This is a genomic window from uncultured Microbulbifer sp. (genome assembly GCF_947498635.1).
GTDB classification, from domain to species: domain Bacteria; phylum Pseudomonadota; class Gammaproteobacteria; order Pseudomonadales; family Cellvibrionaceae; genus Microbulbifer; species Microbulbifer echini.
Genome location: NZ_CANMKV010000006.1, coordinates 114,456 through 137,980 on the forward strand (window position 1 = coordinate 114,456; position 23,525 = coordinate 137,980).

Annotated in this window: 20 protein-coding genes; 1 reads left to right on the forward strand and 19 read right to left on the reverse strand. The window is 47.4% G+C overall.

Features of this window, described 5'->3' with window-relative positions; genetic code table 11:
- Window positions 1–135: 135 nt before the first annotated feature.
- From Q1A69_RS04760 to Q1A69_RS04825, 14 genes are all read right to left on the reverse strand, one after another.
- Window positions 136–645 carry a GrpB family protein gene (locus Q1A69_RS04760; RefSeq protein ID WP_299581879.1) on the reverse strand — a complete coding sequence of 170 codons (510 nt, stop codon included), beginning with the start codon at window positions 643–645 and terminating at the stop codon, window positions 136–138.
- A 152-nt stretch (window positions 646–797) separates the two neighbouring features.
- Entirely contained in the window at window positions 798–1,070 is a 273-nt protein-coding gene (locus tag Q1A69_RS04765) for a hypothetical protein (RefSeq protein WP_299581882.1), read from the reverse strand.
- Between the two features lie 819 nt (window positions 1,071–1,889).
- Window positions 1,890–2,093, reverse strand: coding sequence for a cold-shock protein (locus Q1A69_RS04770; protein WP_299581885.1), 204 nt, complete (start codon window positions 2,091–2,093; stop codon window positions 1,890–1,892).
- An 803-nt stretch (window positions 2,094–2,896) separates the two neighbouring features.
- Window positions 2,897–3,505 carry a DUF3885 domain-containing protein gene (locus Q1A69_RS04775; protein ID WP_299581889.1) on the reverse strand — a complete coding sequence of 203 codons (609 nt, stop codon included), beginning with the start codon at window positions 3,503–3,505 and terminating at the stop codon, window positions 2,897–2,899.
- Window positions 3,506–4,305: 800 nt separating this feature from the next.
- Complete coding sequence (locus tag Q1A69_RS04780) at window positions 4,306–4,656, reverse strand: hypothetical protein (protein ID WP_299581892.1); 351 nt, start codon at window positions 4,654–4,656, stop codon at window positions 4,306–4,308.
- A 60-nt stretch (window positions 4,657–4,716) separates the two neighbouring features.
- The gene (locus tag Q1A69_RS04785; RefSeq protein ID WP_299581894.1) at window positions 4,717–5,127 is read right to left on the reverse strand and encodes a hypothetical protein; all 411 of its coding nucleotides are present in this window, start codon (window positions 5,125–5,127) and stop codon (window positions 4,717–4,719) included.
- 806 nt (window positions 5,128–5,933) lie between these two features.
- Complete coding sequence (locus Q1A69_RS04790; RefSeq protein WP_252472607.1) at window positions 5,934–6,170, reverse strand: hypothetical protein; 237 nt, start codon at window positions 6,168–6,170, stop codon at window positions 5,934–5,936.
- Window positions 6,167–6,676, reverse strand: a complete 510-nt coding sequence (locus Q1A69_RS04795; protein ID WP_299581897.1) for a hypothetical protein — start codon at window positions 6,674–6,676, stop codon at window positions 6,167–6,169. Before Q1A69_RS04795 ends, Q1A69_RS04790 begins: the two co-directional genes overlap by 4 nt.
- A 776-nt stretch (window positions 6,677–7,452) precedes the next feature.
- On the reverse strand, window positions 7,453–8,301 hold the full coding sequence (locus Q1A69_RS04800; protein ID WP_299581900.1) for a DUF5677 domain-containing protein: 849 nt from the start codon (window positions 8,299–8,301) through the stop codon (window positions 7,453–7,455).
- Between the two features lie 822 nt (window positions 8,302–9,123).
- Entirely contained in the window at window positions 9,124–9,714 is a 591-nt protein-coding gene (locus tag Q1A69_RS04805; protein ID WP_299581903.1) for an RNA methyltransferase, read from the reverse strand.
- Window positions 9,715–10,544: 830 nt separating this feature from the next.
- Complete coding sequence (locus tag Q1A69_RS04810; RefSeq protein ID WP_299581906.1) at window positions 10,545–10,973, reverse strand: hypothetical protein; 429 nt, start codon at window positions 10,971–10,973, stop codon at window positions 10,545–10,547.
- 790 nt (window positions 10,974–11,763) lie between these two features.
- Window positions 11,764–12,432 (reverse strand): hypothetical protein, encoded by a 669-nt coding sequence (locus Q1A69_RS04815; protein ID WP_299581909.1) that lies wholly within the window; start codon window positions 12,430–12,432, stop codon window positions 11,764–11,766.
- Window positions 12,433–13,452: 1,020 nt separating this feature from the next.
- A complete protein-coding gene (locus tag Q1A69_RS04820) occupies window positions 13,453–14,097 on the reverse strand; it encodes a hypothetical protein (RefSeq protein ID WP_299581912.1) in 645 nt (214 codons plus the stop codon).
- A gap of 800 nt (window positions 14,098–14,897) precedes the next feature.
- On the reverse strand, window positions 14,898–15,290 hold the full coding sequence (locus tag Q1A69_RS04825) for a hypothetical protein (protein ID WP_299581915.1): 393 nt from the start codon (window positions 15,288–15,290) through the stop codon (window positions 14,898–14,900).
- Window positions 15,291–16,112: 822 nt separating this feature from the next.
- Here Q1A69_RS04825 and csrA point away from each other — a divergent pair.
- On the forward strand, window positions 16,113–16,301 hold the full coding sequence (csrA, locus tag Q1A69_RS04830; protein ID WP_299581918.1) for a carbon storage regulator CsrA: 189 nt from the start codon (window positions 16,113–16,115) through the stop codon (window positions 16,299–16,301).
- 104 nt (window positions 16,302–16,405) lie between these two features.
- Here csrA and Q1A69_RS04835 read toward each other — a convergent pair whose 3' ends face one another.
- From Q1A69_RS04835 to Q1A69_RS04855, 5 genes are all read right to left on the reverse strand, one after another.
- On the reverse strand, window positions 16,406–16,978 hold the full coding sequence (locus Q1A69_RS04835; RefSeq protein ID WP_299581923.1) for a hypothetical protein: 573 nt from the start codon (window positions 16,976–16,978) through the stop codon (window positions 16,406–16,408).
- A 654-nt stretch (window positions 16,979–17,632) separates the two neighbouring features.
- Complete coding sequence (locus Q1A69_RS04840; protein ID WP_299581926.1) at window positions 17,633–20,407, reverse strand: valine--tRNA ligase; 2,775 nt, start codon at window positions 20,405–20,407, stop codon at window positions 17,633–17,635.
- Window positions 20,408–20,554: 147 nt separating this feature from the next.
- Window positions 20,555–21,436 (reverse strand): hypothetical protein, encoded by an 882-nt coding sequence (locus Q1A69_RS04845; RefSeq protein ID WP_299581929.1) that lies wholly within the window; start codon window positions 21,434–21,436, stop codon window positions 20,555–20,557.
- Between the two features lie 14 nt (window positions 21,437–21,450).
- Window positions 21,451–21,882 carry a DNA polymerase III subunit chi gene (locus tag Q1A69_RS04850; protein ID WP_299581932.1) on the reverse strand — a complete coding sequence of 144 codons (432 nt, stop codon included), beginning with the start codon at window positions 21,880–21,882 and terminating at the stop codon, window positions 21,451–21,453.
- A gap of 89 nt (window positions 21,883–21,971) precedes the next feature.
- The gene (locus tag Q1A69_RS04855) at window positions 21,972–23,438 is read right to left on the reverse strand and encodes a leucyl aminopeptidase (RefSeq protein WP_299581935.1); all 1,467 of its coding nucleotides are present in this window, start codon (window positions 23,436–23,438) and stop codon (window positions 21,972–21,974) included.
- Window positions 23,439–23,525 lie beyond the last annotated feature (87 nt).

The window sequence follows — 23,525 nt, forward strand, 5'->3', positions numbered from 1 at the left end:
TGACACTCTACTCAAATGAAGAGCTGCCCGACACCATTGTTGGGTAGAGATTTATTACGGATAGGAGTCGTCCATTACAGACCTGCACGGTGGATGGTGTGGTAGCCGCTAGCTAGAAACTACCGGCCACCCGATTTAGCATTGTTCACTCTGCATAGCCTGTCGGATAAAGGGCCACTTTTTCTCTGTGTATGCTTCGCGATCCTCTTTATAAGCTGCTGCGAGTTCTCGTTTTAACGTTGCGTATTCAGTTACTACTTCGTTATTTGAGCGTAAAAGCTGGCGAAATTTAATACGATCTTGCCACAACGGACTTTCATAAGGAATTAGATGAAGGTGATGGGTGCGATAAGTATCTGATGGCTTACAAAACCAATGCATGACCTCAGTTTTATATGGCCAGTATTTATAACCACTCTCAACTAGAACATCTATTGCTGGCTTCGATTCACTGAGAGATTTCACACCGAACATAACATCGATCACTGGCTTGGCTAGCATACCTGGAACTGCCGTACTACCCACATGTTCAATACTACCGTAAAACCATTTTCCTGCTATGGCCATCAAGTGCTCCTTTTCCCTCTCAAATTTATCCGGCCAAGAGGAATCATACTCTTCGAGAATTACTGGTGCTCCGCTCATAAAGTGAAACTTTCCTTGTGATGCTAGCGCAACGCACATTTATATTTATAAGCTACAGCCTATTTTTTGCCGTAGTTTATAAATATAAAATGACGTGTATTATTAACTATTCGAACCACGACTCCCGTTTTAGATTTTCTGGACATTTCCGATCAATAGATTTTATACTTACATTCAACATCATTCCGTACTACAGAAATATACTCCTCTCCAACACGAATGTTTTTCCATTCGATATTAAATTTATCTTTGTCGATTACCAAAGAGTCATCACTAAGCACGCTATATTTCAATAGTGGAGCACACACTGGACCCCCTTTTGTCCCTATTGTGGCTGAGACTTGATTCTCTCCGAAACCCAGCTGTTCTACTCTAGTTGGAGAATCTAAGCAAACCCTCATTCCTTTTAGTTTTTCGATAAGCATTGGAGTTGCCAATATGTGTAGCTAACGCCACCAGCACAGGCCTAAGCACGCAATGTGGAGGTCCAGCTCACGAAGTGAGCGGTTGTGCCTAGACTTGGTACGCCCAGCATGGGCGTGGACTAATGGGTGAAAGTGCCTTGTAGGAAGGTCACCGTTTAATGGGTCCATTACATGCTAACTACTAGCGAATGGCAACGGCAACACCGCGAGGTCTTGTGGAGAGGAAGCCGCTAGCAAAGCTACGAGCTTACGGACAGAAACATCCTATGTGGCTTAGCCTGGAGGCGAGGTGGCCAAGGTCACCGAAGCCATGTGATCTAACGGGTAGGGTCAATGATGCAGCTGTGTAGTGAAAGTTCACGTTCTTATCTAGGGAGGCCTGTTTAGCTTGCTGCTGTGAGGCTGTCAGTGTGGCCACTAACTCATAAGCAGGCCCAACCCGCTAGCCACCATCGCTGGGATAGACAAAAGTGGTGGCACACAGCAGCGCCTCGGTCAGTAATGGCCGAGGTGATTAAGCTGAATTCAGCCGACGGCATAGCAGCCAAATGCCAAGACTAATACCTTGGACAGGGTGAAGACCTGAACCTAAATCCACGAGTTGTAAGACAGGGTTAGCCTGCCGATATGTTTCCGGTTGGATAAAGTTGAGGTAGCCCACTGCCATGACACTCAGCCCAAATGAAGAGCTGTTCGACACTATCGTTGGGTAGATATGTATAAAGGGTAGGGAACCTCCCATTGCGGACCCGCACGATGGGTGGTGTGGTAGCCGGTAGCTAGAAACTACCGGCTACCCGATTTATGCTGTTAACTATCTTACAGCGACTTTACATTGTTGGCGCACGGCCCTTTTTGTCCTTGCCCCACAACATATTCTACTTTTTGCCCTTCCTCCAGAGATTTGAAACCACTCATTTGAATTTCTGAATGGTGAACAAATAGATCTTTGCTTCCATCATCCGGAGTAATAAAACCAAAACCTTTGTCACCATTGAACCACTTTACCGTACCTGTACTCATACTAAATATGACTCTTTTTGGGTGATTGCTATTACCTATTTTCGTTATCACCATCACGAAAAAGGTTTCTTAACTATATTTACACATTTACCCAGCACACGGGTGGCCGAAACAGAGCGAAGCGGCGTGTAGGCCTTCCTGCCCGTTTTTTTGCTGGGCTTACGTGCTGCTGCTTGGTTCTCCCAGTATGGGCGGGAACTAATGGGGCCCATTAAATGCTAACTACTAGCGAATGGCAACTACAATACCGCGAGGCCTTGTGGGGAGGAAGCCGCTAGCAAAGCTACGAGCTGACGTACAGAAATATCATACAAGGCCTACCCTGGAGGTGAGGTGGCCAAGGACACCGAAGCCATGTGGTCTAACGGGTAGAGTCAATGATGCAGTTGTGTAGTGAAAGTTCACGGTCTTATCTGGGGAGATCTGTTTAGCTTGCTGTTGTGAAGCTGTCAGCGTGGCCGTTGACTTATAAATAGGCACTACCCGCTAGTCACCATCGCGGGGATATACAAAAGTGCTGGAACACAGCGGCGCCTTGGTCAGTATTGGCTGAGGTGATTTAACAGAAGTTAGCCGGCGGCATAGTAGCTTAATGCCAAGATTAATACCTTGGGCATGGTGAAGGCCTGAACCTAAAATCCACGGGTTAAAAGACAGAGCTAGCCTACCGATATGTTTTCAGTCGGATAAAGTTTAGGTAGCGCGCTGCCATGATACTCAACTCAAGACCTGCTCGAGATTATCGTTGGGTAGAGATTTATTACGGATAGTGTAAGGGTCGGTAGTTAGAAGCTACTAAGGCATTAGCCAAAATTGGTGTCCATCATCTCTCTATCGTAGTCGAGAAGGTATGAGTTAAATTTCTTGTATAGCTGAGACAGTATGGCCTTGTTGCCAATAATGTCCATGCCTCGAACATCATAAGGCCAAACTTCAACTCCTTTAGTTAGTTCAAAGAGGTAGATGTTTACTAGCGGACATGGCTTGATGCCTAAGCCTTGCGCCATGCTACACCAAAGTAGCTTCTTCAGACTTGATTTGGGTAGCTTTATCGCAATTGTATGCCAGTAATCTTCACTTTCCCCCTCAATACAGCCTTCATCTACCGCTACATGCTCAAGCCAGTGCTCTTTCTCTTTCTCGGGAAATAATCCAATATCTCTAAGTTCACGAAAAGTGGAGATAGAAGAAACTAGGGGTTTGTCACTAAAGATACGGTAACAGGCAACAATCTCTTTATCGAACACTTCTTCACATATCTCGTGAGATTTACGTAATGCTAAGTCAAATTGATCGAGCCAATCTCCACCTAAGGAGAGCTCAAAACGAAGACCTCCTTCGTGGATATAGAACAAAGGTCTTTCGAAAGCTTTTCCGGAAAATTGAGACTGGATAGATTCTCGAATATTCATTGTAGCCTTAACGCCGTGATAACCGGCCGGAGCACACAGTGTGGAGGTCCAGGCAGCTTTGCTGGCGATGGTTGATGGCCCTGGTAGGCCCAGCATGGGCGTGAACTAATGGGGTGAAAGTCCCCAGTAGGAAGATCACCATTTAATGGGTTCCATTAAATGCTAACTGCTAGCGAATGGCAACTACAATACCGCGAGGCCTTGTGGGGAGGAAGCCGCTAGCAAAGCTACGAGCTGATGGACAGAAATATCATACAAGGCCTAGCCTGGAGGTGAGGTGGCCAAGGACATCGAAGCCATGTGATCTAACGGGTAGAGTAAATGATGCAGTTGTGTAGTGAAAGTTCACGTTCTTATCTGGGGAGATCTGTTTAGCTTGCTGTTATGGAGCTGTCAGCGTGGCCGTTGGCTTATAAATAGGCTCAGCCCGCTAGCGATCATCGCGGGGATAGACATAAGTAGTGAGACGTAGCAGGGCCTCGGTCAGTAATGAGCAAGGTGATTAAACAGCAGTTAGCCGACGGCATAGTAGCCTAATGCGAGGATCAATATCTTGGATGCGGTGGAGATCTGAATCCAAAATCCATCAGTTAAAAGACAGAGCTAGCCTATCGATATGTTTCCAGTTGGATAAAATTGAGGTGGCGCAATGTCATGACACTCAACTCAAATGAAGAGCTGCTCAACACTATCATTGGGTAGAGATTTATTGCGGGTAGGGAGCCGCCTATTGCGGGCCCGCACGAAGGAAGGGTGGTGTGGGGGCCGGTAGCTAGAAGCTACTGGCTACCGGATTTGGATCAATTAACCTTGATGAGCCCACCAAAACACCCCTTTGGCCCACCAACACCATAGGTATACTCGTATATTTCACCAGCTTTGACGGTTAGCTCAAAATCATTTTCATTGCCTGCACACGACATAGTAATTGTATGTTTGCCTGGGCTGACTGCTACAGGGCCACTTTTTGTATTTGCAGGTAGGCCATCAATGGCAGTCAAAGAAACCGTTGAGCCGCCGCTTGTTATTGACCAAATGTTGGTTGAGCCAGCCCTAATAAATGCTGATTTCTCAAGATCTTCCTTTGGGATAGAAGCTGCACAACCAGCTAGAAAAAATACCAGTGACAGTGCTATTAAAATACATCTCATTATTCTCTCCTTAGATTTTGCGTCCTGCTCAACTTTCGGGGGTTAGATTACAGCTGCATGTTATGGCTGGAGCTTACCCTGTCGTTGAAGCCAGAGTGCCCGCTCCTGATCTTTTGATAATCTTGGCCTTGTAATTGTTATAACTATAAACATGTTCATTAGACCGATGAAAAAAGTAAATGGATTTCCTGTTACAAATAGCAACAACGGTCCAAGTAGAAATATTAACCCAGCAGGGATAAGCCTAAGCTTAATACTATGGGCGCTAATTGCCAACTTAACAAAACCTCCGAGGACTACTCCTGGAATAACCCATCCTAAAATAGAAACAAATAATTCCGGCGCAGCATAGAAGATTGCTAATGTTGGAAAAATTCCAATCAGTGTGGCTATCAACATGCCCCACAGGCTTTCTCGTTTATTCAAGTTACGTAATATCTCTTTTTCTTCTTGATATTTTTCTATTGTCATATCTTACTCAATTACCAACTTATCCATGGCGCGTCAATAACCCGCAGCTGAAACGTAGCGGAGCGGATTGTAAGCTGTTGGCCGCTTAAAGTGCAAAGTCAATTGACTTGGTACGCCCAGAATGGGCGTGGACTAATGGAGTGAAAGTCCCCTGTAGGAAAATCACCGTTTAATGGGCGCCATTAAATGCTAACAACTAGCGAATGGCAACTGCAACACTGTGAGATTTTGTGGGGAGGAAGCCGCTAGCAAAGCGACGAGCTGGCGAACAGAAACATCCTATAAGGCTTAGTCTGGAGGCGAGGTGGCCAAGGACACCGAAGCCATGTGGTCTAACGGGTAGAGTCAATGATGCAGTTGTGTAGTGAAAGTTCACGGTCTTATCTGTGGAGATCTGTTTAGCTTGCTGTTGTGAAGCTGTCAGCGTGGCCGTTGACTTATAAATAGGCACTACCCGCTAGTCACCATCGCGGGGATATACAAAAGTGCTGGAACACAGCGGCGCCTCGGTCAGTAATGACTAAGGTGATTAAACAGAAGTCAGCCGACGGTATAGTAGCCAAATACCAAGATGAATACCTTGGACATGATGAAGGCCTGAACCTAAATCCACGAGTTAAAAGACAGGGGTAGCCTACCGATATGTTTCCAGTCGTATAAAGTTGAGGTGGCGCACTGTCATGACACTCAGCTCAAATGAAGAGCTGCTCGATACTATCGTTGGGTAGAGATTCATTATGGATCGGGAGCCGGTAGCTAGAAACTACCGGCTATCCGATTTAGGTGGGGAAACTAAATGCGAAGCGCTACCTTTTTTTGATAGCGATAGATTGAATTTGTTTTAAATCCACAGATTGCTTCTCAGATTTCTGAAAGGTATACAGAAGTTTTTCATAAAACAGTAAATCTTCTTGAAGATCCATTCTTTCATCATCATCTGTTTCTTCAGATTCAATATCTAGCTTCAAAAGACCAATATAGCCTTCCAAGGCTGATCGGATATATGATATTTCTTTATAAGATAATTCTCTTAACTCACTCATACCTTTCTCATCTGTGTTCCGATTTCACTTAGTTTATCAGTGAATTCTGATAATTTCATGCTGTATGCAGGCTGGAAGGCATAGTGAAAATGCCCATGTGCGTCAGGCTCAACATCCTTGGCGATAAGAATTCCCTCTGGTATAACGACATTCTTTGGTACATAATACCAACAGTCATTTTTGCCCATTTTAAGTTTTGGACTCATAGCATCAAATAAAGAGACACCACCTGATTTTTCTAATACATAAAGCTCATCTTTTTCTTTGAAGGTGATTATTTCATTCCTCTTCGAGGTTTCAATCCCCGTTCTTTTATTAACACTCTTCATTGGGCGGCTATCTTCATGATGCCTTAATCTAGTTATTCTTGTAGTATCATTTTTTCCCATTCGATAAATCATTCGTTTATCAAGTTGCTTTAGATAAACAACCGGTTTAGCTATCCGATGTTGCTCCCTAAATTTAGACATAGCTTCATGTCTAGTTAGTGTAGTTTCCAATATCACTATTTTTTCCTTGTTATATTGTTGATGACGTGATTGCCTAACGAGCCGGCGGCAAAGTCGTCAGATTGTGCGCTTTGGTACGTCCAGTATGGGCGCGGACTAATGGGACGGAAGTACCCTGTAGGAAAATCGCCATTTAATGGATTCTATTAAATGCTAACTACTAGCGAATGGCAACTGCAACACCGTGAGGTCTTGTGGGGAGGAGGCCGCTAGCAAAACTATGAGCTGACGAGTAGAAGCCTCTTATAAGGCTTAGCTTGGAGGGGAGGTGGCTAGGGACAGCGAAGCCGTGTGATCTAACGGGTAGAGTCAATGATACAGCTGTGTAGTGAAAGTTCACGTTCTTATCTGGGGAGATCTGTTTAGCTTGAATCTGTCTGTGTGGCCGCTGATTCATAAGTAGGCCCACCCTGCTAGCTACCATCGTGGGGTGGACAAAAGTGGTGGGGCATAGCAGCGCCTCGGTCAGTAATGATCAAGGTGATTAAACAGAAGTTAGCCGACGGCATAGTGGCCAAATGCCAAGATTAATAACTTGGACACGATGGAGGTCTGAACCCAAAATCCACGGGTTAAAAGACAGGGCTAGTCTGCCGATAGGTTTCCAGTCGGATAAAGTTGAGATGGTGCACTGCCATGACGCTCAACTCAAATGAAGAGCTACTAGACATTATCGTTGGATAGGGATTCCTTACGGATAGGGAGCCGTCCATTGCGGACCCGCACGATGGGTGGTGTGGGGGCCGGTAGCTGGAAGCTACCGGCTAACAGATTTAGCTTAACCAGCGTTCGAGATTCTCCCCTTCATGCTGCGATGCCGCATCATTTAGTTTAACTAGGATCGCTTCTATGTCATGAGATGACTTGAGCCGTTCTGAGATAGCGTTAATTGCTAAGCCAAAAAACGCCACCGACTTCATGGCTAGGTAGATAGACATAGAAGAACTCAATGCCTTGTAATGTCTCATTACATATGGGGCTAGCTCATCTGGGTAGTTTGGTAATAAACAATTGTTGTATACGTCTTCTGATAAACCATGAATTGAGTCAGAGTTCATAGCAAAGAGGGTGACATATGCACTTTCGTGCCCCACTTTCAAAAACCGATCATGTGCATTAGGCCATTTTTTTATAGTTCCATCATATAAGCCAGGATGGTCATTCTTCATCTTCTTCAGAAGCTTAAGCTTATTTTCAGCTATCTCTTGCTCAATTTCATCACTACTTTTGAGAGTATAAGCATGCCAACGCTCAGATTTTTTTAGTGTCGTATCTATATAATTTCTCACGAATTGTTTACTATGTACTTTTGGCTTGCCGATGAATAAGTACATAATATTTATCGAGTGTTCCAATACAACTCGCCCTAGTGGATCAACACCTTCAAAATGCTTCTCTTTCAATAGAATTACAATTGATGACATGATTGCTGTAACTGCATTGATTAAAGTTCTAACTTGGATTCTGTGAGCTAAAGAATCCATGCCTTTACCTTCTTCGATATCAATAGTATCTGCAATTACTTTTAAATCTTGGAAAACCTCAGCAATAATTGGAATATGAGCACTGTGTGATTCATGCTCAAGTATCATCTGCAAATAATGAGCTTTGGCTTTCTCCATTCCTACCTCCATTCTATGCTTCTACGGGCTGGCTAACGCCGTGATAACGGCACACTGCGTAATGTGTGGTGTTTCCGGTGGAGGTCTTTAAGGCCGTAGCGAAATTCATTGCCTTGGTACGCCCAGCATGGGCATGGACTTATGGGGTGAAAGTCACCTGTAGGAAGATCACCATTTAATGGATTCCATTAAATGCCAACTAATAGCGAATTGCAACTTCAATACCGCGAGGTCTTGTGGGTAGGAATCGGCTGGTAAAGCTATGAGTTGACGGACAGACACATCCGATAAAGCTTAGCCTGGAGGAGAGGTGGCCAGGGGCACCGAAGCCATGTGGTGTAACGGGTAGAGTCAATGATGCAGTCGCGTAGTGAAAATTTACGTTCTTATCTTGGAGATCTGCTTAGCTTACTTCTGTGGAGCTGTCAGAATGGCCGCTGACTCACAAGTAGGCCCTACCCGCTAGCTACCATCGTGGGGATAGAAAAAAATTGGTGAGGCATAGCAGTGTCTCGGTCAGTAATGGTCGAGGTGATTAAGCAGAAGTCAGCCGACGGCATAGTAGCTAAATTCCAAGATTAATACCTTGGACATGGTGAAGGCCTGAACCTAAATCCACGAGTTAAAAGGCAGGGGTAGCCTACCGATATGTTTCCAGTCGTATAAAGTTGAGGTGGCGCACTGTCATGACACTCAGCTCAAATGAAGAGCTGCTCGACACTATCGTTGGGTGGAGATTCATAACGGATAGGAACCGCCCATTGCAGACCTGCACGATGGATGGTGTGGGGGCCGGTAGCAAGAAACTACCGGCTACACGATTTAGGTGCCGCGGCTTGCTCTCTTGTATTTTTCCTGATGCTTACGGCGCTGCTTAGTAATTTCATACAGTACAATTCCAGAAGTTGTTCCTAGATTCAGGCTTTCAATCATTCCAAACATTGGAATGGATACGCAGAAATCACTGTTTTCTACTGCCAAATCGCTTATACCTCGAGATTCGTTACCAAACCATACGGCCAATTTCGGCTGTGTATAATCAGCCTCATGTAGTATAAAGTTGTCTTTTCCTTTTACATGAGGAGAGGTGACGATGGAGGTGAACCTATTATTGGCCAAGTGGGCTAAGCACGCCTCTGTACTGTCAAATCGCTTTACAAAACTCCATTTTATTGCAGACACAGACGGTTTTGAAAGTGATTTTCTCTCTCTCATTTCCTGCCAATCATCAGGCAGTGAGTTACGCGGATCAACGATATATGTTTTCTCTACACCTAAAGCATTGACGTTTCTAATAACTGTGCCAATATTTTTCATATCTATTGGGCATTCGAGAACAGCAATTAGATTCTTACAGCGGTGAGGCTTAATTTCATCAGCTCTCTTTCGAGCTTCACTTTTCTCTAGTTCCATATTCTCGAAAATCTCAGATAGTTTGCCTGACGCCTGACGCCTGACGCCTGACGCTTAAAGCACCTGTAGCAAAACCAAAGCGGCGGTCCGGTGCCTTTATTTGGTACGCCAAGCATGGGCGTGGACTAATGTGGTGAAAGTCCTGTGTAGGAAAATCACAGTTTAATGGACGCCATTAAATGCTAACTACTAGCGAATGGCAACTGCAATACCGCGAGGTCTTGTGGGGAGGAAGCCGCTCGCAAAACTACGAGCTGACGAACAGGAACATCCTATAAGGCTTAGCTTGGAGGCGAGGCGGCCAAGCACACCGAAGCCGGGTGATCTAACGGGTAGAGTAAATGATGCAGTTGTGTAGTGAAAGTTCACGTTCTTATCTGGGGAGATCTGTTTAGCTTGCTGCTGTGAAGCTGTCAGTGTGGCGCTGACTCATAAGTAGGCCCAGCCCGCTAGCGACCATTGCGAGGATAGACAAAAGTGGTGGGACATAACAGCGCTTCGGTCAGTAATGATCAAGGTGATTAAACAGAAGTTAGCCGACGGCATAGTAGCTTAATGCCAAGATTAATACCTTGGACATGGTGAATGCCTGAACTCAAATCCATGAATTAAAAGGCAGGGCAAGCTTACCGATATGTTTCCAGTCGGATAAAGTTGAGGTAACGCACAGCCATGACACTCAACTCAGATGAGGAGCTGCTCGACACTATCGTTGGGTAGAGATTTATTACGGATAGGGAACTGCTCATTGCGGATCCGCACGATGGGTGGTGTGGTAGCCGGTATCTAGAAGCTACCGGCTACCGGCTACCGGCTACCGGCTACCGGATTTAGGCATTTGGTGATTTTGCAAGAGAATATTGAGCAAACAACGTTGGCAGAAGGAAAATTGGAATGATCACAATCCAAAAATCAATCACTGCATCCTCTCCGTAGGATGGGATACCCAATACGTAAGGTGCAATTAGCTCATAAAATAATGCCCATGGAAGATATAAATAAAAGATCATTGAGAAAACTGTAGTGCTGACAGGTCTCTTCGAATATGCATAGCAAAAAAGGCTAAAGATAACAATAGGTAAAAATATACCAATATCAATATAGTCAAGGTAATGAATCTCAGGACTTTCGATAAATATGAACGGTATAAATAGGATTAAGGCAATGTGAATCCAAAAGAATATTTTCCAAAAAACACTTGGCGTTGATTGAATTTTTCCGATTTCAACGTTGGATTCGGGAGCTTTATATATTTCCATAGTTTATTTATGCCTAACGTCGCCAGCAAAGGCGAGCAAATTGTTGCGAGTCTAGTGTCCAAAGCGCACGATTTTGGCTGGCTTTGGTACCCCCAATATGGCGCGGACTAATTGGGGTGAAAGTCCCATGTAGGAGGATCACCATTTAATGGATTCCATTAAATGCTAACTACTAGCGAATGGCAACTGCAACACTGAGAGGTTTTGTGGGGAGGAAGTCGCTAGCAAAACTGCGATCTGACGAACAGAAACATCTCATAAGAGTTAGCCTGGAGGCGAGGTGACCAGGGGCACAGAAGCCGGGTGATTTAACGGGTAGAGTCAATGATACAGTTGTGTAGTGAACGTTCACGTTCTTATCTGGGGAGATCTGTTTAGCTTGCTGCTGTGAAACTGTCTGCGTGGCCCCTGACTCATAAGTAGGTCCAACGCGTTAGCAACCATCGTGGGGATAGAAAAATTGGTGGAACACACCAGTGCCTCGGTTAGTAATGGCCAAGGTGATTAAACAGAAGTCAGCAGATGGCATAGTAGCCCAATGTCAAGATTAATACCTTGGACAGGGTAAAGGCCTGAATCCAAACGCTATGAGTTAAAAGGCAGGGCTAGCCTACCGATAGGTTTCCAGCCAGGGTTAAAATTGAGGTTGCGCACTGCCGTGACACCCAACTTAAAACCTGCTCGACACTTTTGTTGGCTAGGGGTTTATTACGGATAGAGAACCACCCATTGCGGACCTGTATGATGGGTGGTGTGGGGGCCGGTAGCTAGAAGCTACCGGCTACCCGATTTAGCCTCTATAGTTAGCTGGCAATGACCGATAGACATCTTGCGCGACCTCCTTTGAAAAACCGCAGAACTCAGCAATTTGACTAATAACAGGTAACTTCAGTTTTTCACGGTATTTAAGTTTGTTGGGCAATTTCTTGCTGTAAACACCATTCTTTTTAAGACTCACTCCGTATGGAATATTTGAAAGCTGATACTGCATAAGTAGTAGCCTAAACGTCAGGTGCTGAGAAAAAAAGCCGGTTGGCGTGGATTTTTCAAACTCTTTCCAAAGAATTGATAGCCCACCTTTGCTTTTGTACTGTTCTTGTAGTGATCTTTTGACTAGCCCACGATCAGTGAAAATCACAGACAAAATACGATTATTCGGTAACGCAATTGTAAGTGCCCAATGTGGGTGTGAAACATCCACAAGGCCGAATCCCTCATCCTGGCTTGGATTTTTAATAATGAATACCGAACCAAAAGGATAGGGCATAAAAAAGAACTTATCTTCAATGAGATGTTTAAAGGCATGTTTAATGACATCATGCCCTATGGTGGAAAATTGCTCCAAGAGCATTGGGCCTTTTTCCGGTTTTGCTCGATCTTCAGGTAACGACGAATCAATAACAGACAAGCAATACCGTATTTTCAGAGCCCACAAGTAGTACTCTTGTTCAGTTGCCATACCCAGACGAACCTTCGACTCTAGCCTACTAAAAATTTCCGAGTTGCATTTCTTGCAGGCTGGGACAATTACTCGGCAGTACTGATTTTTAGTTTTATTAATCATCTGCAAATTCTGATCTTTTAGATCAAAATGCCTCTGCAGCCACCGAGGAATGATGTGCTCTTTGGTGTCACCAGGTTGTTCACAAAATACGCAGGGCTTCATTTCGATTTTACAAGGTTAACGCCGGCCACAGCGGTGAGTTAACCTGTCACTTTTTGTGCGGGGTTTTGCACAAAAGTGACAGGTTGACGAGTCCGTTACTGGCCCTTGGTACGCCCAGCATAGGCGTAGACTAATGGGGTGAAAGTTCCCAATACGAGGATCACCGTTTAATAGTTTCCATTACATGTTAACTACCAGTAAATGGCAATTGCAATACCGCGAGGTCTTGTGGGGAGGAAGCCGCTAGTAATACTAGGAGCTGGCGAACAGAAACATCTCATAAGAGTTAGCCTGGAGGCGAGGTGGCCAGGGGCACCGAAGACGGGTGATCTAGCGGGTAGAGTCAGTTATGTAGTTGTGTAGTGAAAGTTCACGTTCTTATCTGGGGAGGACTGTTTAGATTGCTGCTGTGAGGCTGTCAGCGTGGCCGCTGACTCATAAGTTGGCCCAACCCGCTAGCCACCATCACGGGGATAGAAAAAATGGTGGAACACCTCAGCGGCTCGGTCAGTAATGGCCGCGGTGACTAAACAGAAGTCAGTCGACGGTATAGTAGCTAAATGCCAATATTAATACCTTGGACATGGTGAAGGCCTGAACCTAAATCCACGAGTTAAAAGGAAAGGCTAGACCACCGATCTGTTTCCAGTTGGATAAAGTTGAGGTGGCGCACTGCCATGACATTCAACTAAAGTGAAGAGCTACTCGACACTATCGTTGGGTAGAGATTCATTGCGGATAGGGAACCGCCCATTGCGGTCCCGCACGATGGGGGTGTGGGGGCCGGTAGCTAGAAACTACCGGCTACCCGATTTATAGCTTTATCACAAATTTGTCAGACTCTAGCTTCTTCGAGACAAGGTCAAAAACTTTGTAGCGAAGTTCATCTGACACTTGAACAAGCAAGCCCAACGTCTGTTTATCTGAGAAATACTCGTACTGGATGATTTTGTTTAATCCAGTATCAAGGCACTCAAGGGTTGTTCCATCGGTGGCGCTGACACAAGCGCTTACCCCTTCAGATTTAGGGCTAATCTCCACATATATGTAGTCGGATGTCGATTCATTTGTTTGATCATCATATGTTTTAAGAATGCGATGATTAATAATTTGAGAGTTATTGTCCGGAAGTAACCATGTAGGTTCCTCTCCGATTTGACTTAAGAAAAGTAGGTTTCGAAGGGTTCGGCTATATCCCCCAGACTTTAAAACGCCGTCACGCTTTGAATAGACACGTATATACTGGATTCCTTTGTCTCGAATTGTTTCTACATCTGAAAGCTCGATTATTTCTTTAGTTTCTTTGTCAGGAGTTGCGATTTCTATCGTATTTCTCCTTGTGTTTTTCGTTATCTCTTGAAAGATAAAAAAAACCCCAATTAATGAAGTAATCAATAAGAGTAGAAAGAGTATTGAATTAACTCTGTTGATTGTTAGAAATATCTTATTATTTTCCATATCTATCCTTGGTTATAACGACTACAAAAGGGATGGCTGAAGCGTAGCGTAGGCCGTCTTGCGAAGGGCCAAAGTCCCGCAGCAACCTGCTTTTACTTGGTACGCCCAGCATGGACGCGGACTAGTGGGTAAAAGCCCCCTGTAGGAAGATCACCATTTAATGGGCTCCATTAAATGCTAACTACTAGCGAATGGCAACTGTAACACCGGGAGGTCTTGTGGGGAGGAAGCCGCAAGCAAAACTACGAGCTGATGAACAGAAATATCCTATAAGGATTAGTCTGGGGGCGAGGTGGCCAAGGGCACGGAAGCTGGTTGATCTAACGTGTAGAGTCAATGATGCAGTTGTGTAGTGAACGTTCACGTTCTTATCTGGGGAGATCTGTTTAGCTTGCTCCTGTGAAGCTGTCAGCGTGGCCGTTGACTTATAAGTAGGCCCAGCCCGCTAGCCACCATCGTGGGGTAAACAAAAGTGGTGGGGCATAGCAGCGCTTCGGTCAGAAATGCCAAGGTGATTAAACAGAAGTCAGCCGACGGCATAGTAGACAAATGCCAAGATTAGTATCTTGGAAATGGTAAAGGCCTGAACCCAAAATCCACGAGTTAACAGACAGGCCTAGCCTGCCGGTAGGTTTCCAGTCGGATAAAGCTGAGGTAGCGCACTGCCATGACATTCACCTCAAATGAATAGCTACTCGACACTATAGTGGGTTATAGATTCATTACGAATAGGGAACCGCCCATTGCGGACCCGCACGATGGAGGGAGGGCCAGTAGCTAGAAACTACCGGCTACCCGATTTATAAGATTTTACCTAAACAGAACCCTATCAAAATCAGACCAAAGAGAAACAAATAATGTTTGTGTCTAAAATTTGTTAGAAGCCATTTTACATTCATTTCTGGCGCAGAATATTTGTAGTGTCTCGTTACTCTATGTTCATTTTGACTTGCATATACACATAGTTCAATTACTAGCAACAATGAAGAAACGGCAACTACAAAGAAAATGAGAAGAGATATCCCAATCCAACCGTGTTCTTGAGGTAACCCTTTAAATAAAAGAGGTACTAGTTTTGGAGCCTGCCAAAATATTGCTAATGCTGATGTCGGTATAGCCCAAAACAGTAGTCTGGCGCGAGATGTTGGAAATAGCTTGTCAATACCTCTGACTTTCTCTTCTGTACCTGACATAGTCATAGCTTCTTCTCTGATTGCTTATAACGGTGTATTCAAAAGCAGCCGCATAATATCCTGATATTTTGTTGCTTTTGATCACAGGCGTAAACTACTCAAATCAACAAGATAACGTTCTATTACTGTGGATATGTGCGGCTGCTTTTGATCTTCGAAATAGAGAGCACATAAAAACAACAGGATGCACATAAAAGCAGCAAGATGAAGCCTCTAGGGATGACTATTGATTCTGGGTTCCAAACTGAAAAGCAGTAATGAATACCAGTCTTAACGACCATTTTTATACGCAACTGAAATTTATAAAAGCGTGAGCAGCGAAAAATATAGGCACAAAAATAATCTTATTGGATTTTATTCAGTTTGTTTTGGTGTCAAAGCTGCGTAAAATCGGTGGATATTTATCGGTATTTGGGTCGTTATTGAACAGTCTTCTAAAGGCCGATGACCAAAGCGATTCGAGAGAATCAAGAATTTTCTAAAAGAACTATTCCCTCAAAGGAGAACGGTAGCGTGATGTAAAAGTAAGCAAAAGGCGCTGACCCAAGGTGGTGGAACACCTAGGGCCAGCTAACCAAATTGATACTATGACTATCAAAATGGCTATATGGATCATACGCTAGAAACCCGCTCGTCTTCAATAAAGTGGAGTCCATTCAGCAGTTTGGGGCATGTTCCCTGGCTCTGGAAGCGTTGCGTCTGCCTTTTCTACCTCTATGCCTACCGTTCTCGCGCTCCACCTGATACTTCCTTAAAAGTTACTTTCAAATCCTTCCATTAAGGGAGGTCTACGCATGGTTTGAGTATTCATAGGAAGCAATTATGTTGATCTTAAAGCGCCGGACGGGTGAAAACTTACGGATTGGAGCGAACGTCTCAATCACGGTATTGGAAGTTAAGGGTAACCAAGTAAAGATAGGCATACGTGCCCCCAAATCTCTACCTGTTCACCGTGAGGAAATCTATAGACGTGTCCAAAAGGAGATGGTGTTGGAGGGGGGCGTTGGTTGAGATTATGGAGCGCCGCGAAGCAGCGGCGCGCGCAAAACGTGCACAAGATAAGCTGTCCCGCGGAGGGCCGAAGGCTCGTAGCATCCTGCCCGGCTTTGTTAAATTCAGCTAAACTTGATGACTGATAACAGGTTCTTATTTCTATCTCTGAACTTTATTCGAATGGGCTTTTGCTTGCATTTTGGCTGATCAAAAAACAAACCATGCAACCGAATACCATACAGTTCAACTTGCATGCCTACTATCTGTTCCTGGCTTTCCAGCGGAGCTACAGAGATAACCTCTTTAACCTGAAAGTCTTCTTTAATAGACATGGATATCTTTAGATCTAAATAATCATTAATTTTCTTGCCAGAGAAAACAAGTGCTGCCAGAACATCTTTGTCAAGGGCAGACTCATAACTAAAAAAGTCAATTATTCCCAAATATGTTTTTAAGTACCATCGATAGAACCTATCCGTATCTATATGCTTGGTGTGGATAGACTGTCTTTTCTTGGCACTATCACCATATTTAAACGACCTATCGTGGCAGTATTTTAAGGCCATCCCGAAATTGATGGCCTCATCATCATAGATTGAAAGTGAAGAGTTATGTCTTTGGCACAAACAATTTCGAGTTAATGATTTTTTAGCAACTATTTTACTCTGCCCGCCAAAAAACGGGGCGTTATACACGTGGATCATCTTCTCGCTAAACAAGCCTTTCGTAATGTAGTGTTCGCTAGATTGCGTCGTGCAACACGCAGAAACGTTATTTGCCCAGCACTTCATGCTTTACTCGAATTTAACATTTATATAGTAATCATTATGAGCACTATTATCATGATTACCACCCTGGAATCAATCTACCGAAGAAATGTGTAAAACCTTGAGGGATCAATAAATTACCTACAAGCTTGAACTCTTGTTCCAAATGCAAAAATGAACACTTTACTCTCTATCCCCAGTGAATAGTCTTTCTCTAACTCACTGTTAGACGGAAAGCTTCAATCAATCAGAATCCTTATAAAAAATAACAGCCAACAAGCCGATTGAAAATCATGTTGATTTCTTATCAGGTACTTAGGAGGGTTGAAAAATTGAGCGGTGCTTGAAGCGTTTCATCGCGCTTTAGGTGTATACCACTTCGGTTAAGCTGATTTTGGAGCTGATAAACCCATAAGCGAAGCAGGTACATTGCGCACCTACTCGGGCTCTGAAGTTGATAGAAAATCGGAAGGCACTAGGGCTAGAAGGGGTTGTTTGATTTATATCAAAAAAAAGAAAAGGGGGCAGAGCCCCCTTTTTTAAATCAGATCCGCTCTTTATCGGAGCGGATTATCAGAATCGTTAGAGATTGCTGATTTCTTCTAGCTGTTGTTGCAGACGTTCTTGGGCACCTTTCATTTCCGCGAGTTTGTCCTTTTCCTTGGCAACAACGGCTTCGGGGGCTTTGTCCACAAACTTGGGATTGTTGAGCTTGCCTTCAACTCGTGCGAGTTCTTTGGACAGTTTATCAATCTCTTTTTGTAGACGGGCGCTCTCGGCTTTAACGTCGATTAGGCCGGCCATGGGTACCAGCAATTCCATATCGCCTACCAGGGCCGTGGCAGAGGCTGGTGCAGCTTCTCCACTTTCCAGCCAGGTGATTTCTTCGAGGCTCGCCAGTTTGATCAGCAGGCTACGGGCTTGCTCCAGCAGTTCTTGGTCACGGCTGGAACCGCCGCGCAGGATCAGTGGGATTTTCTTCGCTGGGGAAATATTCATTTCACCGCGGATATTACGCACCCCTTCGATCACCTGCTTCAACCAGGCAATGGCCGCTTCCGCCTCTTCATCGACTTTGTTGGCGTTGGGCTCTGGGTAGTGCTGCAACATAATGGTTTCGCCCTCGGCGCCGGCCAGGGTTTTTACGCGCTGCCAGATTTCCTCGGTGATGTAGGGCATCAGTGGGTGTACAAGGCGCAGAATCGTTTCCAATACGCGGATCAGGGTGCGACGGGTTCCCTTCTTCACCGCGTCGGAAGCGTTGTCGTCCCACAGTACCGGCTTGGACAGTTCCAGGTACCAGCTGCAGTACTCGCTCCAGATAAAGTCGTACAACGCTTGGGAGGCGAGGTCAAAGCGGTAGCTGTCCATCGCCTCACGCACAGTAATTTCGGTGCGTTGCAGCTGAGAAATAATCCAGCGGTCGGCAACGGTTAGTTCAAAGTCACTGCTGTTGTCCTGGCCGCAATCGTGTCCTTCACAGTTTTGCAGCACATAGCGGGAGGCATTCCAAATTTTGTTACAGAAGTTGCGGAAGCCCTCAATGCGTCCGACATCAAACTTGATGTCGCGGCCGGTAGAGGCGAGAGAGTAGAAGGTGTAACGCAGGGCGTCAGTGCCGTAGGACTCGATGCCTTCGGGGAATTCCTTGCGGGTTTGTTTCTCAATTTTCTCCTGCAGGTGCGGTTGCATCATGCCGGTAGTGCGCTTCTGCACCAAGCTTTCCAGGTCGATACCGTCGATCAGGTCGATGGGGTCCAGCACGTTGCCCTTCGACTTGGACATCTTTTGGCCGTGGCTATCGCGCACCAGACCGTGAACATACACGGTGCTAAACGGTACTTCCTTCTTGAAGTAGAGGGTTAGCATCATCATGCGTGCAACCCAGAAGAAAATAATATCGAAGCCGGTGACCAGTACGGAGCTGGGGTGGAAGGCTTTCAGTGCTTCGGTATCTTCTGGCCAGCCCAGGGTGCCGAAGGTCCACAGGCCGGAGGAGAACCAGGTGTCGAGTACGTCGTCATCCTGACGCAGGTTGATGTCAGATCCCAGGTTGTGCTTCTCGCGCACTTCCTCTTCACTGCGGCCCACGTACACTTTACCGTCCTTATCGTACCAGGCGGGGATGCGGTGTCCCCACCACAGCTGGCGGGAAATACACCAGTCCTGGATATCGCGCATCCAGGAGAAGTACATATTTTCGTAGTTTTTTGGTACAAAATTGACGCTGCCGTTTTCTACGGCGGCGATGGCTTCATCGGCCAGAGGTTGGGTTTTTACATACCACTGGTCGGTAAGCCAGGGCTCGATCACGGCGCCGGAGCGGTCCCCGTGGGGTACCTTGAGGGTGTGGGGCTCTACTTTTTCCAGCAGGCCGAGGGCGTCCAGGTCATCGACAATTTGGGTGCGCGCGGCAAAGCGCTCCATGCCCCGGTATTTTTCTGGTACTGCGTCGTTCAGGTTGGCGTCGGCATCGAGAATATTAATCATCTCGAGATTGTGACGCTGTCCCATTTCGTAGTCGTTAAAGTCGTGTGCCGGAGTGATTTTTACACAACCGGTGCCGAATTCGCGATCGACATAATCGTCGGCGATGATGGGGATTTCACGGTCGGTCAGAGGCAACTTGATGGTTTTGCCGATGAGCTTTTTGTAGCGCTCGTCTTCGGGGTGTACCGCTACAGCGGTGTCGCCGAGCATGGTTTCCGGGCGGGTGGTGGCCACCACCAAATGGCCGGAGCCATCGGAAAGCGGGTAGCGGAAGTGCCACAGGTGGCCCTGCTTTTCTTCATTGAGCACTTCCAGGTCGGAAATGGCTGTATGGAACTTGGGGTCCCAATTGACCAGGCGCTTACCGCGATAGATCAGGCCGTCTTCATACAGTTTGACAAAGACTTCCTGGACCGCTTTGTAGAAGCCGTCGTCCATGGTGAAACGCTCGCGGGACCAGTCGGGACTGGCGCCGAGTCGGCGCAACTGGCGGGTGATGGTGCCGCCGGATTTTTCTTTCCACTCCCACACTTTTTCAATGAACTTGTCACGGCCCAGGTCGTGGCGGGAGACTCCCTCTGCCGCCAGTAATCTTTCTACAACCATTTGCGTGGCGATACCGGCATGGTCGGTGCCCACTTGCCACAGGGTGTTGTCCCCCTGCATGCGGTGGTAGCGGATCAGGGCATCCATGATGGACTCCTGGAAACCGTGCCCCATATGCAGACTGCCGGTGACGTTTGGCGGTGGGATCATAATGGAGTAGGGCTTGGCTTCTGTGTCGCCGGAAGGCTTAAAGTAGCCGCTCTCCTCCCAGGTCTTGTACCACTGCTGTTCTATGGCGTTGGGCTGGTATGTTTTGTCCATGCGGGTGGGAAACCTTGTGTTGACTGACTGCGGGCGCAGCATTTTGGCTCAGGGTAGCCTGGCGATTGCTTTGTCTGCGCGGAAAAGGCGGCAATTATACCGTTGGGAATATGGTGGGCAAAAGGCGGGTTTGGGGCTAAATCGCAATCAGTCCCAGATCTCCAGGCCGTCGACGACTTTTTCAATCTGCGCGCGCAGCTTTCGTTCCAGCGGTGGGAGCTGTTGTGCCACCAATTCTTCGATCAGGGCATCTCGCTGGCGTTCTTTCTCCGAGGGCTCCAGTTTCTCAGCGGGGCCTTCCCGCTCCGCCAGGGCCTGCGCCATCACCAGTGCCTGGGTGCGGGTGCCGGCACTGGTAGCGTCGATGGCCTCGGGCTTGTCTGGGACTTGCTTTTCGCTCGCGGGGATACGGCCGCCGGTTAAGCGTGAGCGTATGTGGGCTGGCAAAAAGGGATTCTCGGGAGCAGGTTTGGCGCTCTCCTGGGAGGCCGCTTCGGCGGAGGCGGCATCTTGTTCAGTTTGCCCATTGGTCGACTGGGGGGCACTCTCCGGATGCTGATCGTCTTCAATAGATGGGTTGCCGGAGGGAGCTTGTGCCTGGGGCTTTTCTGCTTCACTCGAGAGGTTTTGCAGGGGGCGCAATAGAGCCAGGTCTGATTCCGCCAGCTGAACATCGCGATTCTCGGGAAGCTGCTCATCAATCGGGGCGAATAAAATCGGTAGATCTGTCTGTTCTAGAGGCACTTCTTCCTCAACCCCTTTTTCCACGGCCTCTTCCTTCACCGAGGGGAGAGATGCCTCGGAGCCAGCCTGTAGCTGTGGCTCAGCGGAAAGAAAAGCCATATCTGCAGGAGAGGTCGGTTTTTGTACTTGCGGCTTGGCCGAGCCGGCTATCTGATTGAGCAGGGGGATTTCCTCGAGGTCATCACTGTTGAGGAGATCGTGCAGTGAATTCAGCTCATCGAGAAGTTCGCTGGACTGCTTGCGAGGTTGTCCGCGTTGCTTGTGCTTGTTCTTTCGACCGGACATGGGGTAGTCAGTGATTACAGGCTTTGGTTGATCTTATGGGATTGTAACGGATATCCGCGATCGCGAAAGTGACTAAATCGTGATCGTGAGCGCTGCAGGGAGTGGGTTTCCTGTACAACGATTTCGGCATGGCGCTCAAAGCGGCTGAACCAGTTGGGGACTTTGCGGCAAAGGTTGATGAGTAAACCGTGGTGAACACCCGGATCCTCACCGCAGTTAACCTCAATGGCGGCTTGCTCTCCCTTTGCCTGGCTGGCGTGGGGCAGGAAACTATCCTCGCGAAAGGTCCACAGCAGTTGATCGAGCTGTTCTGCGCGCTCCTGGTTGTCGACCGCCAGCAAAACTCGTAAGCCACTGCGATAGGCCTTTTCCGCCAGGCGGCAGGCGAAGAGATCCGCTTGCTGGGCTTGGTCGGAGGCGAGGATGTAAAAATCGATTCGGGTCATGCTGGTTTACATTTGTACTGTGACGACAACGGCCCACAAGGGGCCGTTTCGTCAGCCACTCGGGGGCGGCTATTGTGCGCTCTTAGCACTTATTTTCCCAGCAGGTATTCCACCAGAAGGGGGACTGGACGGCCTGTGGCACCTTTGGCTGCGCCGGATTTCCACGCGCTGCCGGCGATGTCCATATGTGCCCAGTTGTACTCTTTGGCAAAACGGGACAGGAAGCATGCCGCGGTAATAGAGCCAGCTTCGCGGCCACCGATATTTTGCATGTCGGCAAAGTTGGAATCCAGGGAGGGCTGGTACTCGTCCCACAGGGGCATTTGCCAAGCGCGGTCACCGCTGGTCTCGCCGGCTTTGAGTAGGTCCTGAGCGAGCGCTTCATTGTTGGCGTAGAGGCCGGTGGCATGGTGGCCCAGTGCGATCACACAGGCTCCGGTGAGGGTGGCGATGTCGATCACCGCGCGGGGCTTGTACTTGCCCGCATAGGTGAGAGCATCACAGAGTACCAGGCGACCCTCGGCATCGGTATTGAGGATCTCAATCGTCTTGCCGGACATAGAGGTGACGATATCACCGGGCTTGCTGGCGCGGCCGCTGGGCATATTCTCTGCGGCGGCCACCAGGCCCACCACATTGATGGCCGGCTGTAGCTCAACCAATGCGTTGATCACACCGAAGACGCTGGCGGCGCCGCCCATGTCGTATTTCATCTCGTCCATGGCCTGGCCGGGTTTGATGCTGATGCCGCCACTGTCGAAGGTGATGCCCTTGCCCACGAGCACGATGGGTTTCTCGCTGGTTTTGCCGCCTTTGTAGTGCATGGCGATCAGGGCTGGGGGTTCGTCGCTGCCCTTGGCTACGCTGAGTAATGCACCCATGCCCAGGGTCTTCATTTTTTTCTCGTCGAGAATGGTGGTTGTCAGCTTGGTGTGTTTTTTGGCCAGTGCGCGGGCCTCGGAAGCCAGATAGTTCGGGGTGCAAATATTTCCAGGCAGGTCGCCCAGTTCACGTGCCACGTTGCTGCCCACTGCCTGGCCCGCGCCGATCTCCATGCCCTTTTGGATGGCTTTGAGTTGCTTGCGTTCAGGGGCGTGCAGGGTGAACTTTGTCAGCGGGTAGGGCTTGGCATCGGTGAGACACTGGGTGAAACGATAGGTGGCCAATCCCGCGGCCAGGGCAATTTGCTGGGCTTGCCAGGTTTTATCGGCACCTTCCACCTCCAGTTCACACAGATAGCTGGTGGCATCTTTGAACCTTTTAACCGCCGTGGCGCTGGTACTGGCCAGTTTGCGAAATTCCACCTGGGTGATATCGCCCTTGCCGGTGCGCACAACCAACACGCGTTCACTGGGGCCATCCAGCAGGTCGATCAACTGGGTGCTGCCGGGTTTTACGCCCAGGTCGCCGCGCTTGAGAATTTTGCTGATAACGCCCTTGCTAAGCTGGTCGAGAGCTTTTCCGCTAGGGCTTAAGCCGTTTTTGGCATCCGCTGAAATAATGGAACAGGCTGCGCGCTGCTTGGCGATATCCGAGACCTTTGCGGAGAACTGCATTTTTCGCTTTCCTTAAAATCTGACAATAGATTGCATGGCTCTGGGCCGAGACATAGCAAGAATTTTTAGTGATAATGCGTCGCACAA